Consider the following 17,286-nt stretch of genomic DNA (forward strand, 5'->3'; position numbering starts at 1 on the left):
ATTACGCTTAAAAAGAAAATGCTCCGGCCAGAACTTTTCATTCAGATAGTACAAAGGAGTGATTTCAATGAAAGTACTTTCAATCCAATGTTTCCTTTAACTCTCCATAAGTATAGAACAGTGATTTTCAAATAAGAATGGACCCCTGTTGACATTAGTATGGATTATTGATGAACTTCTCGCGATATTTAGTAGGCGAAATGCCAACTCGCTTCTTGAAAACTCTACTAAAATAAAAAGGGTCTGCGATTCCAACAGCCTGCGCAATTTGTTGTACAGGCACATCACTTGTACATAACATTTTTTGAGCCATCTTTATACGATAGTTCAATAAATATTCTGCTGCCCCCATACCTGCATGCTTTCTAAACACGTAAGAAAGACGATTTCGATTAACATTATTTTGTTCTGTAAGTGTATGAATTGTAATATCTTTATAATAGTATTTTCGAACGTAACTAGATATTCGTTCGAATAAAGTATGCGACTCATAATTGCTTTCTCTATTGAAAACACTTAATAAAGCTTCATTCAACGCTTCGCGAAACAGCATTTCGGTCTGAAACATCGAAATGCCTCCACGCTGATTATATACATCCCAAAGACGCATAAGTAATTCGACAAGACGAGGAGATTGTCCTGTTAATAATTCAAAATGCTGATGAGTAAATCCAGGGTCTTCTCGTTCTGAATTGCTTATCCGATATAAAACAAGAATATATTCCCAGTTTATTTCACCAAGCATTTTATGGGCTAATGTCATTTTTGCACCCCCATGTATAACTTTTCCTGGGGAAAGAGTATACGGCGTACCATTAAATTGAAATTGCGTCTTCCCTGTAATTGGAAATACAAATCCTGGGAAAGAATCTGTAGACTCAGCAAAAGGCACACCTGGATTTTTAGCATAACGATATACTCCTTCTACTCGGAAAGGAGTATTGGCAAGATACTCTGCTAACTCATTCACGTCTAACTTCACAATACACGCCTCATTTCAATAATAGTTTTCTTGTAATTCGCGAGATTAATTGGTGTACATTCTGGGAAACGCTAAACTAAAAATAGTACATACAACTTAACAAAATCTGATTATTAACCTATAAATATATTGTTTTTCATTTATTGACCAAAGTATCCTCCCTATATTATTGATAATGATTTTCATTGTAGTTTGATAAAAAAACATTTGTCAAGTTGGCTGGCCTAGAAAAATGATGAAACAAGGGGGATAGAGGAACAGTTCTGTTGCAAATAATACCTAGTCTTTGTTAACTAATTCCCCTCAAAACTGGAATGATCATGTTAATAGTTGTAATGACTTTATTAGTTACAGCACTTACAGCATGTGGAAATAATCGTAATCCTGAAGAAGTTGCTACAGCGTATTTCGAAGATGGAAACAGCCTACTATCAAATTAAATGATAGTAGGCTGGCTGTTAAAATGATTTAAGAACTGGGTTATGTTCTAAATGATAAGCTTTCATTATCAAAAAGAGTATTACTAGTTCCCTCCACAAACAAAAACACCCTATCACTTCGGTTCTAAATTTAGCACCTTCCCCTCTATCCCCTCCGTATTCAATGTAGTCGTATGATACGTGCCATTTACCCAATCATCTATTTGATCATGATACCAATCGCTTCTAAAATGGCCCGACTGTCCTGGCCCTACGATATGATAACCGTTTGACATATCTTTCGTATCAATAATGAATCTCCAAGACGCCCCGTGATTTACAATGCCGTTTTCGCCGTAACTCGCTGCTTGCACGGTAACTTGGCTCCCACCAATCGGAACTGGTTTCTCACGATTAAAAGCGAGTAATGCTAACATACTCGATGATTTCGAAATTGGATGTGTAAAAGCGAGTTGATGGTAATCGCCCCACTTCCACTCTCCAATATCGGGTCCATATTCCTTCTGCAATTTCTTCATTACATTCTCGTATGATGTATGCACAACTTTTGTGAAACCTCCGTACTTCGTAAACCAAACGCTATTTTCTCCCGCTACTTCTTTTCGAATCAATTCATCAACAACTTGTGACTTCCCTTCAAATAACTCCATTACATCTTTCGGTATTTCTTTTGAAAATAACGTATTTGAAATCTCTTTCATTAACAAATGGAATATTAATGGTGCCGCTTCATCTTTACTATCGTAAAAATTCCACTTTGTTAATTGGTCTACGCCTTCTTTCTCTACCTCATTTAAAGATGCTTTATTTAACTCTTTTAAAAATATAGGAGTAAACTCTTTCCCATATAAATTCTTTTGATCCATCTGTAACTCTTCTAAATCTTTCACCGTATACTTTTCCTTCTCTTGCAAAAATTCTTGAATACGCATTTGCCTATATGGCTGCGCCCACGTATTGCTAATATGATACGGATAATCATCATCAACAATTTTATTATTCGCAGTTGAAATAAACCCTTGTTTTGGATTAATTACTTTTGGAAGTTGATCAAACGGGATATACCCTTCCCATTCATATTCATCTGTCCATCCTGGAACAGGTAAGCTACCATCACCTTTTTTACGCACTGGTATATTTCCATTCGCTTTATAAGCAATTGTGCCATCGTTTGATGCAAACACAAAGTTTTGGGTTGGTGTATGAAAATCTTGAAGAGCGGTTTCAAACTCATTCCAGTCTTTTGCTTTGTTCATATTTAATACAGCTTTTAACTCAGCTGACGGTTCTAAAGCTGTCCACTTTAAAGAGAATACTGTTTTCGTTTTCTCCTTCCCCTTATCCGCAAACTCTGAAATTACTGGTCCATGCCTCGTAATCGTAACGTTATAAGGAATTGTCTTCCCGCCTTTTACTTTAATAGACTCGTCTACAACGGTAGCTTTCTCCCATTTATCGTTATACAGAAATTCATTTTCATTATTAGGATTTCTCTTCTCAATATATAAATCTTGCACATCAGGCCCTGTATTCGTAACACCCCACGCTATTTTGTCATTGTGTCCTAATATAACACCTGGTACTCCAGCGAAAATAACGCCACTCACATTTAAACCTTTCATTTCAAGTCTCGTTTGATACCAAATAGAAGGCGTCGCAAGAGATAAATGAGGATCATCTGCTAAAATTGGCTTACCTGACGCACTCTTCTCACCGCTCACAACCCAGTTATTACTACCGTTAAACTCCGGCGGAATTATCGTTTTTGAAAAACTTTGTGCTACGTCCACATTTGTATTTTTCAGTTCAGCTAGCAATCTAGGAGCATCTTTCGGATATGCAGGAAATAGCTCATTCGCTTGCTCTTTCGGAAGATTTTTCAGCACCCAATATCGAAATGCCTGTCCGTGCCAATGTCCTCCTAAGTCAAACGCCATATACTTCCCAATCGTTAAAGTATCAACAATTGACCACTCAGCAGGTTCATAACCTAATATAGTAAACTCAACTGGTAATTTCTTTTCCTTTTTCGCCTCACGTATAAAAGCGTTCACCCCATCAGCAAATGACTGCAGGGCATCTTTCGCTTCTCCATTATATTGACTAACTGAAGCTTCGGCCGCTCGCCGTAAACCGAGTGTTCGAAACAATTTATCTCGGTCAACAGCTGCTTCCCCAACAACTTCACTTAACATACCAGACGCTTGTCTTCTACTTAAGTCCATTTGAAACAAACGATCTTGCGCTTGCACATATCCTTGTGAAAAATATAAATCATGTGCAGTTTCCGATCTAATATGCGGTACACCTTTACTATCACGCTTCACCGTAACAGCCTGTTGTAAATCCTCTAGCTTTATCGTTCCATCTATCTTTGGCATAGATTTCAGCGTATATATGTTCAAAAAAATCGCAGCGGAAATAACTAACAAAAGAACGATACTACTAGCCCAAATAAAAATTCTTTTTCCCCTTTTTCGTTTCTTCTTTATAACGACTTCCATATAACCACCCCTTTCTCACACTATTCGCTTCTTTTTGAGAAAGAACCTTTTAAAGACATTGAAAAACCCCCTTCATTTTCCTACCAATGAAGGGGGTTTTTCTTATCGTTCGCTACGCCAACTTTCATTATGCCCAAGATTTGAATCTGTCGCTACTTGGACATCATATAACATTTCACTAAAGAAGCGTTTATCTACTTCTTTTGGTACAATGCGTCTTTCATCATCAATCTCATCGTATTCATATGAACCACGCTTCACTGTACCTGCTTTATAAAATTGAATGTCAAATACACATACATCTTCTTCATCTTCATAACCAATCGGAGCTCCGCTAAATGACAATTGCACGCCTAATCCGGTACGAGTATCTTCTTTGTAAAATGTATAATATACACCGCCATCTTGAACAGACCCACGGATCCATCCAAGCTTCGTCATCTTACCGTATAACGAACGACCATTTAGTAAAATACCGCCAAATCTCTCAATAGCACTCTCATCATTCTTTTCTACTACAAACACTGGACGCTCAATTTGTAGGAACGGCTGAACAATTCCCGCACTTTCTAATTGCTCTTTCCATAATTCCTTCTCCGCCCCAGACAATTCTAACGGATGAACGAAACCAATAACAGTGCCAGATGAAAGTTCATAACTCTTCCCGTCAATTGTACAGAACACGCCACCTTCTGCATAACGGAATGCGTTCAGCAACTTCCCTTCCTTATACTCACCCCAAATGAGTGAAATAGAAAATTGCTTCATAATTGGATTATCCATAAATACAGATTTCCATGCATTATGTGACCAATAACGCTTTAACGAAAGTGCCGCTTCTAATCGTTGTTTTTGCATTGAAAGAGTAGTTCGGAGTTCCTTCTTTAAAGAGGCTAATTCTTTTTTAGCCTCTTCAGCCTTTTCTACATCATCTTTTGCATTCGGCTTTGGAAGTGACTTCATACGTTTTCCTTCTTCTGTCTCTAATTCAATTTTTGACTCTGTAGTTAAAATGGCAGTAAAACTTCGATTCCCGAAATCAATTATCTTTTCACCCTGTATAGTAAAGCCGAGGTCCGGCACCAATTGATCTTCCAACTCTTCCTCTGTTATACCACGTGTTTTCGCAGCAAGACTTAGCGCTTCTTTTGCTGCATTACGTACTTGCTTATGTTTATATTTAAATGCTATTGCATGAATAGACATAAGTGCAAGCTTAGATGAAGACCAACCTAAAGCACGAACGGCATCCGCTGCTATCTTTCCTCTCATTTGAAGCACCCATTCATCAATTTGCTTTATAAGTATGTCGACCATTTTGTCGTCACTATACATTCCGTATAACGAAAGAATTCCACGCTTCTTCACATCTGCGTCTTGAGAAATCCATATTTGATATATTGTTTGCACACATTCTTTTAAGTCCTCTTCATTTAAAGCTCTACCAATTACTTCTGCCGTTTCTTTCTTCTCAATAACAGCATCTGAAATATACTGTTGTAAATAGGCTAACGGAATTGCAGCATCAGCAATTTCATCAGAGTCACGTAAACGGATTTGTGGCTCATCCCCAATCAATTGCAGAAGTGAATTTCTTGTTTGTTCAGTTAAAATACGTGCACATAGTTCTTCTATTTTTTCTTCCTCCGTTTGGAATAAAAATGAGAATTTTCCTGCGAAAGATTCATTTTTACTTTCTTGCAAAGCTTCCTGTACAAGTTTCGTATATTTTTCAATCTTATACTCTATTAGTATTTTCATCACATTTTCACGAACAATCTTCTTTTTATTATGAAGTTCAACTGCTACATCTGCTGCAGCTTCCACATCTTTTGAAAGCAGTTTAACTACAGACTCACGCATTTTTTTAGATGAATCTCCTAAGCTTTTAATTAAAATTGGACGCATTTTAATCATGTTATCCTTTGCTAACTCTTCTAAAATATATGCTTTGGCCACAGCAGAATACTCATCAAATCTTTCAATGATGTACGCTTGTTCTTTTACAATTACACAAACAAGCGCTTCCTTCGCCTTATTTCTCTCTTCACTGTAGCATGCAGCTTCTTCAACTGCATAAGCGATAAGCTTTTCCTTACTTAACCCATACGAAAGCAGATCTTCTAATACTTGTTTCGGTTCTACTCCTCTGACAGAACATTCGTAAAGAAGTTCGTATAAATTAACACTATCATCATCTCCAAACTGTAGTGTAAGTACAGCTTCCCTCTTCGCTACATCATCTATATCCCAAAGAAGCGCAACCTCTAACACCGGCATACCCCAATACATACTCCTATATTTCGGATTTTTAAGTATTTGCTTCATATCCTCAAGTGACAATTTCCCTTGTAAATAATCACGATATGTATCCCGCACTGTAGACAATTTTATTTGCAAAGCAGCAACAAAAAATTCTTCTCGCATTTTCCCTATATTTAGCTCATATCCTTTTTCAGCTAACGTTCGTGCGATGATGAGATAATTCATTTTACTTACATATTGCAAAGTATGTTGAATACATTCAGGATCTTCCTCCAACATAAAGCATAGCAATTCATATTCATACGTCTTACAAAAATCCTCACTGTTCAAATCATGTTGCCTTAGACGATGCGCAAAAAATCTTTCCTTAGAAATCCAAAACTGTGTACAAAAACTTTGAATTTCTTCATATGTTTCTCTATTTACACTACCAGTTTTTTTGTAGTTTTGAGACTGACCGAGAGTGTGACACATATAACGTGTTGCATAGTTTATAAAACCCCAAACATTTTTCTTCGCCAATATTTCAATATATCGCCTCGCAACATCCGAATATTTATGAACACAAAATAATAGCCGCCAAATATGTTCCGGTAAATTCCCACCTATAAATACTTCACTATCATCTTCACCTTTTAAATACCGTTTAACTGCTTCAACCTTTTCCTTTTCCCCTAGCAGTTTTAATATAAATTCTGTATGTTCTTCTAACCTTTCATTCAATAAAGAACTATATGTACGAAACTTTTCATAATCTACATCAAACATTATGAGAAGTAATGTTAATTGTTGATTAGTTGGTAAAGTATGTAATTGTCCCTCTATATAGTTCGGACTCTCTTTTGTTAACTCTCTAAGAAAAACATCTGCTTCATTTACATAACTTGAAATACTGGATAAATATTTACATGCGATTGCTACAAGTTTGTCCAAAGGAAGTGCACTTTTTTCTAAATAAATCTTCATTTTAGAAAAACTGACATGCGCAAAACGGACTACAAGAACATTTAATAATTGCTCCTCGAGTATATGGTAAAATAATCGAAAAAAATCCGGATCTTGTTTATGCACTTTCCTAAAATCGTTTATAAATCTCTCCGCAAAATCACTTCTTTTTTGATCACGAATTGTCGTTAGTTGAATATTTTTTAAAATCTCTTCTTCTTTTGTCTGTAAATATCGTTGTGATAATTGTTTCTGTTCTTCTGTCATATTAATATATTGAAACAACTCAGATGTACTAGTAGTCAAACTTTGTACCCCCCGCATCTTTTTATCTATTATAAAAATACCCTTATTTAATGGTAGTATAGCATAAAACCAACAAAAACGAACGTACATTCTATATTAAATTAATGTAAATTAAAATACACTACTCAACATACATTTCCTTCTCTCTAAACTTCCCATTACAGACTTCTCCCCACTAAAATCCTTTAACTTTTTGCTACACCAATTCCTCAAAATCCCCTTCACATAAGCTAACGTTTTCTTATTATTTTCAAACGCAATTTTAAGTGCCTCTAACACTTTCTCTCCAGAAAGTCTTTGTATCCAATTCTTCAATTCCTTCACAATATATGGGGATAAATTACTAATATTTTGTTCATAAAACTTATAAACTTCACTATTTGGAACGTCCTCTTCTATGGTTTCCACCTCTTCCGCTTCTTCTTTCTCTTCAATAACTACTTGTGAACTACTATTATCCTCTTCTTTTGGCATACCAAAATGCTGCAGTACTAATGGAATCTTGTATTCTTTTTCAAGGCATTTACGTAAAAATATATGTATGAACTCATTACTTTTTACAGTCTTTAACTCACGTAATACGCACTTCTCCACATTCGTATTTGAAATAGGGTTATAGTGTAACCAATTTATTATGAATACCTCTTTCGTTTCCGTATCATATAGAATCTTTCCATACTCAACAAACCTGTTTAGCAACTTCTCAACAATCTCCATACTATAACCTGTTTCAAGCTCTGCCACACGCTTCGGTAATATATAAATACCACATTGCTTCGTTTTCGTACCAGTTAACAAATATATGTAAAAATAACGCTCCTCTGGCGTTAAATCTAATATGAATTCATCTTGCCAAAAGTTCACCTGCACATTACGGTATACCGCCATATGTTTCCCTCCACTCTTTGCTAGTAAATAGGAAAATTTTAATCCTTCATTATAAAGATAGGCATGCGGGAATGGTTTTGGCATTCGAATTACAATTTTTTTTACTACTACAACGCCGGTTTCATTTTTTCGTGCTTGTTTTGTTCTTGTAGTTGTTTTTGTTTTTGTTTTTTCTTAGTGATTTATTACTTGGTAGGGGCTTATGAGGGGCTTGGAAGGGCATTCTACATTACAATCTATCAAATACAATTGTTCTTCCTACTAAATAGGAGCTATTCCAAATTATTATTTTGGATAGCTCCTTTCAAATTCTTCTTATTTTTTACTTCTACCAATGTCAGCTTCTACATACAATTTCTTCTGCTATTTGCGGGCAGTAAAACTCTCATTTCAAAATTTAGTGAATAAACTGCTTGATGTAAGTGCGAGTGGCCCTCACTGATTAAAGTTTCCTTTTATTTTTGCATTGAATCTAACATCTTCACAATAAAGGCAGCCGCCTGACCACGAGTTGCTGTGCCTCGAGGATCAAACTCATTATTTCCAATACCATTAACTACCTTTAAGCTGTATAATCGTTGAACCGATTCTTTGTATGTTATTAAATGCTTATCTGTAAATGGTAATGCTACTAACTCACCTGTAATTCCTTTATATCGTAATGCTTTGTCAATCATAATAGATACTTCTTCACGAGTAATTGGTGAGTTAGGATCAAAAATCCCTTCACCACGACCATTAATAATTCCTGCACTTGCACAACGTTTAATACCGTCATGAAGTGATGGATGTGCCTCATTGATATCTACAAATGACTTATTTCCCTCTGGTAGTTTAAGAGCATTCGAGATTAATTTCGCAAACTCCGCTCTCGTTACATTTCGATATGGAGCAAATACACCATTGCCTTCGCCTTGCATAATACCTAGACTGTTTAATTTACGAATATGCCCTTCAAACCAGCCACCTGTAATATCATCTTTTGGTTTTTGTACTTCTTCCTTAGGCTTTTGTACTTCTTCCTTAGGCTTTTGTACTTCTTCCTTTGGTACATTGTAGTTAATTTTAATCCAACTTGGGTCATAGAAAATCCATTCTCCATTACCTACTTTATACCAACCATTTTTAACCGCTAATACTTTGTAACGATCTCCGTTTGAAGCTTTACGTACAACACGATGTTCAATGCCCGCATCACTACGTACATTGATGCCACTACCATTTACCACTAGTTCCATGCTAGGTTCAGCTGGATTATTTTCATTTGGATTAAATGAGTCATTTTTATCTTGTAAAGGCGTATCAATCTGCGCATTTATATTTGCATACCACTGAATTCCTTGTACGAAACCAGCCCAATTACCTCGTGAAATTAAAATGTCAGGACATTTTTTCCCACTCCATTGTTGATGCTTGTATATATGATCTGCACCAATTCCTTCTTTGTTCATTAAATAACCTGCAAGTCGTTTTGCATTTTCTAACGCTTTATTGTAATCACCGTCTTGGTTAACCGCAATCTCGATACCGATAGACTCCCTGTTTCCTGAACCATCTCCATCTCCTGCATGCCAACCATTTTCGTTTGTTGGTAAGTGTTGATAAATTTGTTTATCATCTACAGTAAAATGCCATGAAGCTGTTCGGAAAGTGCCTTCAGTTGCTTGCTTGTATAAATATTTCGCATGATTTTCAGCATTAGCACCAGCGGCTGTATTTGCGGTCTCATGGATTGTAATGTAACGTGCTTTCATCGGATTCGCAGGACGAATATCAGGATTTCCTGCTGGAACAATCCACTCCACAAATGGAACTCCTGCAAGTGTTCCATATTTCTTCGTACTCTGTGCACTATATTGAATACCTCTTGGCTTTGCAACAGGTTTCATTTGACGATCAGATCCATCATTTCGACCATCTACAGATTCAAATGCCTTTTCAATGTTTGAAATAGCTTCCTTTTCTGCTACTTGTCCCTTCTTAGCATCTTGCATTTTGTTTAATTCTTCTGTTTCATCATGTTTATGCTTATATTCTTCTAAAAGCATTTTTTCATTTTCAGATACTTCTGCTTCGTTAATTTGTACATGATCAGGAACTTCCAACTTGAAATTAGAATAATTTAATCCGCTCGTTCCGTGTTCTCCTTGGGCAATATTAAGTTGATCAGTTTGAGATTTGTTGATCTCTTCTGCTGATGCTGATAAAGGTACGCTCCCTAAAATCACTAGACTTGTTGATAGTGCGATTACTTGTTGTTTGATTGTCTTATTCATTATTATAATAGATACATACACATTCCCGCCGTGTATGTATCTCAACCTCCCTTTATTGTCACATTAATTTTTTAAAATATGAATCTACTATGTACTTTTAATTTATTTTCTTTTTATTCATATATTTAAATTACCATATTTTATACCCACTAAGAAAATATTTATATGTCATCCCTACAGATGAATTTCATCTAACATACTTTTTATAAAATTCATCAACAAACATTATTTTACAACTAATTACAAATACCGTCAAAATAATCAATTTAGACTTAGACAAATAACTGGCATACAATTTCATAATAAGAGATCCTATACTATCGAAATACATCTATTACAAATTCCCTTTAACGTTTTCAACAATCTCATTTATCGTATTCCGATCAAACTTATCACTAATTTCATATGACTCACGATCTCCTACGAATTGCACGCCTACGATATCATTGCGATCCTTACCGTATTGCACTTCAATAATAGATCCTCGCTCTATTTGTTTCCAAATGAGACCTGCTTCATCTTTATTATCTAAAATAATGCAGTCTTCAATATTTTCATCAATCCCAATTAATTTATTATCATCCATATATCCAATCTCGTATTGTTGCCGTTCTTTCGCTTTGCCACTTACTAATATACCTTTGCTACCATATGAGTAATCCATATAGTCCTTTTTCTCCGTTTGTACCGCTTTCGGCTTTTGTGCTTCAGTTTTTTCAGCAGCCCCACAACCTGTAATAAGACTGATTGGGATAACCACTATTAATACTAATCTAGTAAATTTCTTTATCATTTGTAACCAACCTCATATATTTAATGTAAAACTCCATTTATTACTTCTATTAAAGAATAACATGATACTAAGTAAACAGAACGAAAGATAACATATTATTTACATACCCACTCTTTAATGAAGGACCAGGCCATTTAAACCTAGTCCTCCATAACTTTAACTTTGCTTCACATACTTAATTGTATGAAATGACGTCTCATTAAATAATTGCAAGTTTTCCCCATCATAATCTTGAACTTTATATGCTATTTTCTTTTTTTGAATTGTATCTTCTACACCGTCTACTAAACGTTTATTGAGATGTAAATAGATTGTAAAAGCTTCCTTATCATATTCCCAAGTTCCTTCAATATAATTCTTTTTATTTGGATACTCACCTTTACCATACGTTTCAAATGTCTTATCACCTTTTAAAATGAGTGACATATTGAAACCGTCTGTTCCTTGGAATCCCCAATTACCGATTAATTCCGTACCATCTTTCACATTCTTCATAACGTTATCTGTATTAATTCCAGCTTTCTTATCTAACTCTTTCAAATCTTTCATAGATACTGTACCGTCACCGATTTTAATATCCCCTTCAAGATCTTTGAATGCCTTAAGCCAGTAAATATCTCCTTCTTTCACTAGCTTTTCAGATTTCTCTATTAACTCTTTATCAGTCTTATCACCTTTTTCTCTTTTTTCTTTTCTGGTAAATACTTCATTTATTAAAGAAAAAGACTCTCTAAAATAACTAATTGCTTTTTCAAAATCTTTTTGTTGGTTTACATACTCTGTAGGGGGATCTATCGACTCAAATTTATCTAACACTTTATTTAATTCTTTCACACTATCTACTATATCTGATTTCTTTTTCTTACCGTCAAAAACATCTCTTGTAATATTGTTATGCTCCGCAAACAACTTATCAAACTCTACCCCTAATTTATACACTTTATTAGGATAGTCTTCCTTTGAAACTTTTTCTTTCTTACTATTAGACTTCGATTCTTTTACTTTAGACTCTTCCGTTTTCTCCTGTTTAGAAGTGTTCGTTTTCTCAGAAACTCCACAACCAAATAACAACATGACCGGAACTGCTACCCCTAGTAGTTTCTTTGCATTCATGACTGATTTCTCCTTCTACTTGAATAGATTACTCTTACTATACCCATCCTCTTTTTTTATCTTGTAATTAAAGTTACAACTGCAATAACTCCTAAAATTGGTCCCCAATATTCCATTTTTATAAAAAATAGCGAGTGTTTTTTGTTAAACATAACTTTTTCACCAGTTTCGGCATCTATATAAACTTTACCATCTGGCTTATTAATATATTTACCTAAATACCAAGACATAACCCCTGATATAATAAACATTACCGCCATTGGCCAACTATGGTCTTGAAAATATGTAGCGTCCCCCGTTATAGATCCAAAGATAGCCTTACCCAAAAGAGTATTAATAATTACAATAATTGCGACTAAAAAACCCCAACCAGACCAAATAATCATTTATTTCTCCTCCTAAAGCATACAACTTTGTGCTTTATGTTAATTTGAACTGCAAACGAAAATGTTTAAAAAACCGAATATTCAGACGTTGATAATTATATTTAGCTTACATTCGATTCTAACTTTAATGTCCTAAATGCAAATGAACCAGATATAATTTGTAAAATTGTCGGAATAAGTAAAAAGAATAATGACATAAATAACATAACTATAGGAATCACAATCATACAAACTCCATAAACTTTATTATTAACCTTGTTTACTAAACACGCTAAAATGAACAACCCTATTTGAACCGTTAAAATAATAGAGTAATAAGCTAAAAGTTCGTAATCAACACCTTCCATAATATTAAACGCTACAACTATTAATATTATAGAAATAATAATTCCCAAAATGCCACCAATTAAACCTAATACAAATTCAGGTGTTCTTTTCAATTCAATCCCCCTTTTTTGAAAAACTAACAACTTGTATATTTTTCCCATTCACCATCATACCAAATATTTATTGGAAAAACTATACAAATGTATTTTTTATTCTACTGCAATTTTCTTGTATCTATAGATAACTTGTAGCAGTTACAAAATTAAAACCTTCACAATTACTTACTGAATTGTCATATTGAAAATTATAAATTAAAACGATAGAATTATAGGATTTCTTTAATTTAACTTCTTCCTTAATTCGAGAGAGTATTTTATCATCATATGAACATCCCGTTAATAACATAGAAATGTCATCACTTGCTTCTTCTAACACTTCCTTTTCAATAAAATCCTCATCTACATCAATCATATCAATATTAAAATCAACAAAAAAACTCGCTGGTATAGCGTCTCCTTCTTCATCATACGTAACATCTATATATGTATCCAACTGATCTTGCGTTTGCATATTACCGAACCATATTGAAACCATTCCTTGTACTTCCATTAATAGCGTCCTCCATTATGAATATATATTCTCATTCAACTTACGCTTTAAAATTCATGATTTTTATAAAAACCATTTCTTCTTTCCTTTCAGTCAAATAGGATTATTCGGAAATTCATTGTCATACTTATGAATTAGCGCTTTATCATTTTCATTAATTGGTACTTCACCTAAGTATTTATGTTTCCAAATAATCATTTGATCACTAAAACTATATTCTGTTTCGAGCCAATTGGTATAATCGAAATGCATGTTAAATTCCCCACTATGTTCCAGAGACATTGTAAAAGAGTACCAAAGCTCTTGCTGATTATCTTTGAAAACATTTCTTAATTCCTTACTCAATTTATATAAAAAATCTTCTTTCCTTTCAAACTCCTCTTCATCAACTTCGTATTTAAAAGGAATTTCTACACTATACTTATAATTTTCTTTATTTCTGAAGTTGTTATAGAAAAAGTAAGTTCCCCCTCCAGCTTCTGATATTTGTGCATAAAAATAAAATTTCTCCCATTCTTCTGGAATCATGGCATAAACCGTTTCCGCTATCTCTCTATATAATCGATTCAATTTTATTTCCAATTGAATACCCCCTATTTGATTTTCATCATTCACTTTTTCTATATTATACCACCCTTTTAAATAGCTCTTTATTTCATCTAAAATTCAAACCAAGTTTCGATACTTTTAGAAAGTAGACATACCTCTTGAATACAATTAGTATTAAAATAAGAAATATGAAAGACTTAAAAAGGCTCTTACATGAAGGAAGGAAGTGCACAGCTATGGATTTTAAAACAGTTATGCAAGAACTTGAGGCTCTAGGTAAGGAACGAACGAAAAAAATATACATATCTAACGGTGCGCATGAGCCAGTATTCGGAGTAGCTACAGGTGCTATGAAACCAATCGCTAAAAAAATAAAATTAAATCAAGAGTTAGCTGAAGAGCTTTATGCCACAGGTAACTACGATGCTATGTACTTTGCAGGTATTATTGCCGATCCAAAAGCTATGAGTGAGTCTGATTTTGATCGCTGGATAGACGGGGCATATTTTTATATGCTATCTGATTATGTAGTGGCAGTAACTTTATCAGAGTCAAATATCGCACAAGATGTTGCTGATAAATGGATTGCAAGTGGGGACGAGCTTAAAATGTCTGCCGGCTGGAGTTGCTACTGTTGGCTATTAGGAAATCGCAAAGACAATGAGTTTTCCGAAAGTAAAATTTCCGATATGCTTGAAATGGTGAAAGATACAATTCATCATTCTCCAGAACGAACAAAATCCGCTATGAATAATTTCCTAAACACTGTGGCAATCTCATATGTACCACTACATGAAAAAGCAGTCGAGATTGCAAAAGAAGTTGGTATAGTTGAAGTCAAACGTGATAATAAAAAAAGCAGTTTGTTAAATGCTTCTGAAAGTATTCAGAAAGAACTTGATAGAGGAAGACTTGGTTTCAAGCGTAAGTATGTAAGATGTTAAAAGTATGAAGGTGTCAATCTAGGAGAGATTGACACCTTTTTAGTGGACATTACTAGACTAACGGAGCTGCAAGTTAAAGGGAACCAATCATTCATCTCCCACTATACATCTCAAACTTCTTCTTTCAATTTATATACCCTATCTCTTTTCTCATCATCTTTGATAAAAATAAGTTTTCCTTCTGTAACAAAACCTTCTAATAGTAAGCATACTTGCCCATATGCTTTAGGCTTATTCGTTGTGAATCTTTCATCGGGTATTTTACCAGATCGTATTAATCGTTCACATAGCTCAAGCGCACTTATTTCTTCAGAATCAATTAATTCTAAAATATCTTTTTGTAATGGTGATAAAGGGGCTGGTACCTTACATACCTCAGCTACCTCCACCTTTTCTTTTTCTTCTTCAAATAAATCTTCAAATGAAATTTGATTCATTACATCTTTTCCTTTCTAACAATTGATTTATATAACATGAATTGAATTCTATAGGTACAAGAACTTTAAATATTAGCTATTGTTATGTATTGCTTGCTTACCTTATTACATGAATTTCAAACTCATATACATCATTTCATATAGTATATTTTGATTATACCAAATATATGTTCTGTTTTCTATTGTAGAATTTTCATAACAGAAATGAAAGTAATAGTGAACATTTTTCTTCTCTTTAGTTGTATAAAAAATCACGTAAAAAGTTTACATAATAAAATTATAGTGCTCTGTTAAATTTCTACGCTAAAACGCAAAAAAACACTCGTTGCCTTTAATCGACAATCGAGTACTTTAAGTTCATCTATTTTTAAGTAGCATAAATTTATAAATTTTGTAGTAACAGTATGACACCATTTATATGTCGTGACAACGACTATGTTAACACTTACGAGTTTGTATGAGTTCGTTAGTTTAATATGCATTCCATGTGTTTTGAAGTATGCACTTTTTAATAGCCTACTCTTTTTTTCCACTGCAAATACACTTTATTTTCTATTCATCTACATATATGATTGTTATCTTTAGCCAAGCACCACATTTTTTAGCATTCTCATGTATAAAGTATAGTTTTAGCATTTATAAATTTACTGTAACCCATTTCATATATTTGCTTAATATCTTAAATTATTAATTACAACATACAAAAGCTGGTAATTAAGGATTCTTCAATCCATTAATAAAATCCTTAAAGCTATCAGCTATTTTATACGTATTTTCTTCTTCACTAGACTGTGGAAAATAAAAAGAGTGATCCCAATAATATACACCATGGTTTTCAGTATCTGTAATAAGTACAATTAACCCTGAACTCGGATCATCTCCTATGATTAAACTGGTCGGTAACATATCTTCTTCAAACTCTTCATAGCATTCACTTAAATCAAAAGTTTTTTTTACACCTATACCATACAAAACATCTAAAGGGATTTCCTGATTTAATTCTTTAACAAAAAATTTACTATACCTAACTTTCGAAGTCCCTCCGTTATATTCACTTAAAAATTTTTTATAATCTTTCGGAAGTAAAAACCCTAAAAACTCTTCTAATTCTTCAATTGATTCTTCAGTTGCTTTACCAAAAGCATTTAAATTCATTTATTTCACTCCTATTTAATCTTTTAACTTCTTAGCTAATGACATTCCACCCATATGTCGAAATCTTCTGTGCATCTCTTTACTAACTTCTTGCATTGTTGTTAAATCTTGATGATGGTGCCATGTGTTTTCATCTAATTTTGGTCCATTTGGAGCTAATTCATCAGCTTTAGCAAAATCAATGTCATATCTATTAAATTCACCTATCGGAACTTCTTGTCTTACCAACCCAGCAGATTTAAAGTTGGGAAAACCTCCAAGATAAGAAACTCAATTTGGAGGAATCTCCCAATCAATATAAGTCCATATTCCTTCCTCACTAATTTCGATTTCCCCACCTTTTTCTGCCATTTTTCAGGATCTCTAG

The 17,286-nt window shown here is 34.0% G+C and carries 15 protein-coding genes; 1 reads left to right on the forward strand and 14 read right to left on the reverse strand.

Features of this window, described 5'->3' with window-relative positions; genetic code table 11:
* Positions 1 to 154 precede the first annotated feature (154 nt).
* The 11 genes from GD442_RS15365 to GD442_RS15415 all read right to left on the reverse strand — a co-directional run bounded on the left by GD442_RS15365 (position 155) and on the right by GD442_RS15415 (position 14,416).
* Positions 155 to 982: a helix-turn-helix transcriptional regulator gene (locus tag GD442_RS15365; RefSeq protein WP_159365120.1), complete on the reverse strand. Its 828-nt coding sequence runs from the start codon at positions 980 to 982 to the stop codon at positions 155 to 157.
* Positions 983 to 1,535: 553 nt separating this feature from the next.
* A complete protein-coding gene (locus GD442_RS15370) occupies positions 1,536 to 3,926 on the reverse strand; it encodes a penicillin acylase family protein (RefSeq protein ID WP_159365121.1) in 2,391 nt (796 codons plus the stop codon).
* A 102-nt stretch (positions 3,927 to 4,028) separates the two neighbouring features.
* Positions 4,029 to 7,442 (reverse strand): DUF4132 domain-containing protein, encoded by a 3,414-nt coding sequence (locus GD442_RS15375; protein WP_159365122.1) that lies wholly within the window; start codon positions 7,440 to 7,442, stop codon positions 4,029 to 4,031.
* A 111-nt stretch (positions 7,443 to 7,553) separates the two neighbouring features.
* The gene (locus GD442_RS15380) at positions 7,554 to 8,414 is read right to left on the reverse strand and encodes a DnaD domain protein (RefSeq protein ID WP_201450777.1); all 861 of its coding nucleotides are present in this window, start codon (positions 8,412 to 8,414) and stop codon (positions 7,554 to 7,556) included.
* A 371-nt stretch (positions 8,415 to 8,785) separates the two neighbouring features.
* Positions 8,786 to 10,606: an S-layer homology domain-containing protein gene (locus tag GD442_RS15385; RefSeq protein WP_159365244.1), complete on the reverse strand. Its 1,821-nt coding sequence runs from the start codon at positions 10,604 to 10,606 to the stop codon at positions 8,786 to 8,788.
* Between the two features lie 334 nt (positions 10,607 to 10,940).
* The gene (locus GD442_RS15390; RefSeq protein ID WP_000591634.1) at positions 10,941 to 11,399 is read right to left on the reverse strand and encodes a hypothetical protein; all 459 of its coding nucleotides are present in this window, start codon (positions 11,397 to 11,399) and stop codon (positions 10,941 to 10,943) included.
* Positions 11,400 to 11,555: 156 nt separating this feature from the next.
* Positions 11,556 to 12,512: a DUF3994 domain-containing protein gene (locus GD442_RS15395; RefSeq protein ID WP_075678176.1), complete on the reverse strand. Its 957-nt coding sequence runs from the start codon at positions 12,510 to 12,512 to the stop codon at positions 11,556 to 11,558.
* A gap of 56 nt (positions 12,513 to 12,568) precedes the next feature.
* Positions 12,569 to 12,898, reverse strand: coding sequence for a hypothetical protein (locus GD442_RS15400; RefSeq protein ID WP_000587854.1), 330 nt, complete (start codon positions 12,896 to 12,898; stop codon positions 12,569 to 12,571).
* Between the two features lie 101 nt (positions 12,899 to 12,999).
* Positions 13,000 to 13,338, reverse strand: a complete 339-nt coding sequence (locus tag GD442_RS15405) for a DUF4064 domain-containing protein (protein ID WP_144640298.1) — start codon at positions 13,336 to 13,338, stop codon at positions 13,000 to 13,002.
* Positions 13,339 to 13,459: 121 nt separating this feature from the next.
* Positions 13,460 to 13,834, reverse strand: coding sequence for an immunity 22 family protein (locus GD442_RS15410; protein ID WP_059303624.1), 375 nt, complete (start codon positions 13,832 to 13,834; stop codon positions 13,460 to 13,462).
* Between the two features lie 93 nt (positions 13,835 to 13,927).
* Positions 13,928 to 14,416 carry an antitoxin YezG family protein gene (locus GD442_RS15415; RefSeq protein ID WP_086395817.1) on the reverse strand — a complete coding sequence of 163 codons (489 nt, stop codon included), beginning with the start codon at positions 14,414 to 14,416 and terminating at the stop codon, positions 13,928 to 13,930.
* Positions 14,417 to 14,619: 203 nt separating this feature from the next.
* Here GD442_RS15415 and GD442_RS15420 point away from each other — a divergent pair, with 203 nt between their 5' ends.
* Positions 14,620 to 15,327, forward strand: coding sequence for a DNA alkylation repair protein (locus GD442_RS15420; protein ID WP_000346317.1), 708 nt, complete (start codon positions 14,620 to 14,622; stop codon positions 15,325 to 15,327).
* A 110-nt stretch (positions 15,328 to 15,437) separates the two neighbouring features.
* Here GD442_RS15420 and GD442_RS15425 read toward each other — a convergent pair whose 3' ends face one another.
* The 3 genes from GD442_RS15425 to GD442_RS28125 form a co-directional block, all read right to left on the reverse strand.
* Positions 15,438 to 15,764, reverse strand: a complete 327-nt coding sequence (locus GD442_RS15425) for a DUF3895 domain-containing protein (RefSeq protein ID WP_001071909.1) — start codon at positions 15,762 to 15,764, stop codon at positions 15,438 to 15,440.
* Positions 15,765 to 16,478: 714 nt separating this feature from the next.
* Positions 16,479 to 16,919, reverse strand: coding sequence for an SMI1/KNR4 family protein (locus GD442_RS15430; protein ID WP_001052209.1), 441 nt, complete (start codon positions 16,917 to 16,919; stop codon positions 16,479 to 16,481).
* Positions 16,920 to 16,934: 15 nt separating this feature from the next.
* Complete coding sequence (locus GD442_RS28125) at positions 16,935 to 17,147, reverse strand: HNH endonuclease (protein WP_002041488.1); 213 nt, start codon at positions 17,145 to 17,147, stop codon at positions 16,935 to 16,937.
* Between the last annotated feature and the right edge of the window lie 139 nt (positions 17,148 to 17,286).

It is taken from the genome of Bacillus sp. A260, from assembly GCF_009861435.1.
Classification (GTDB): domain Bacteria; phylum Bacillota; class Bacilli; order Bacillales; family Bacillaceae_G; genus Bacillus_A; species Bacillus_A cereus.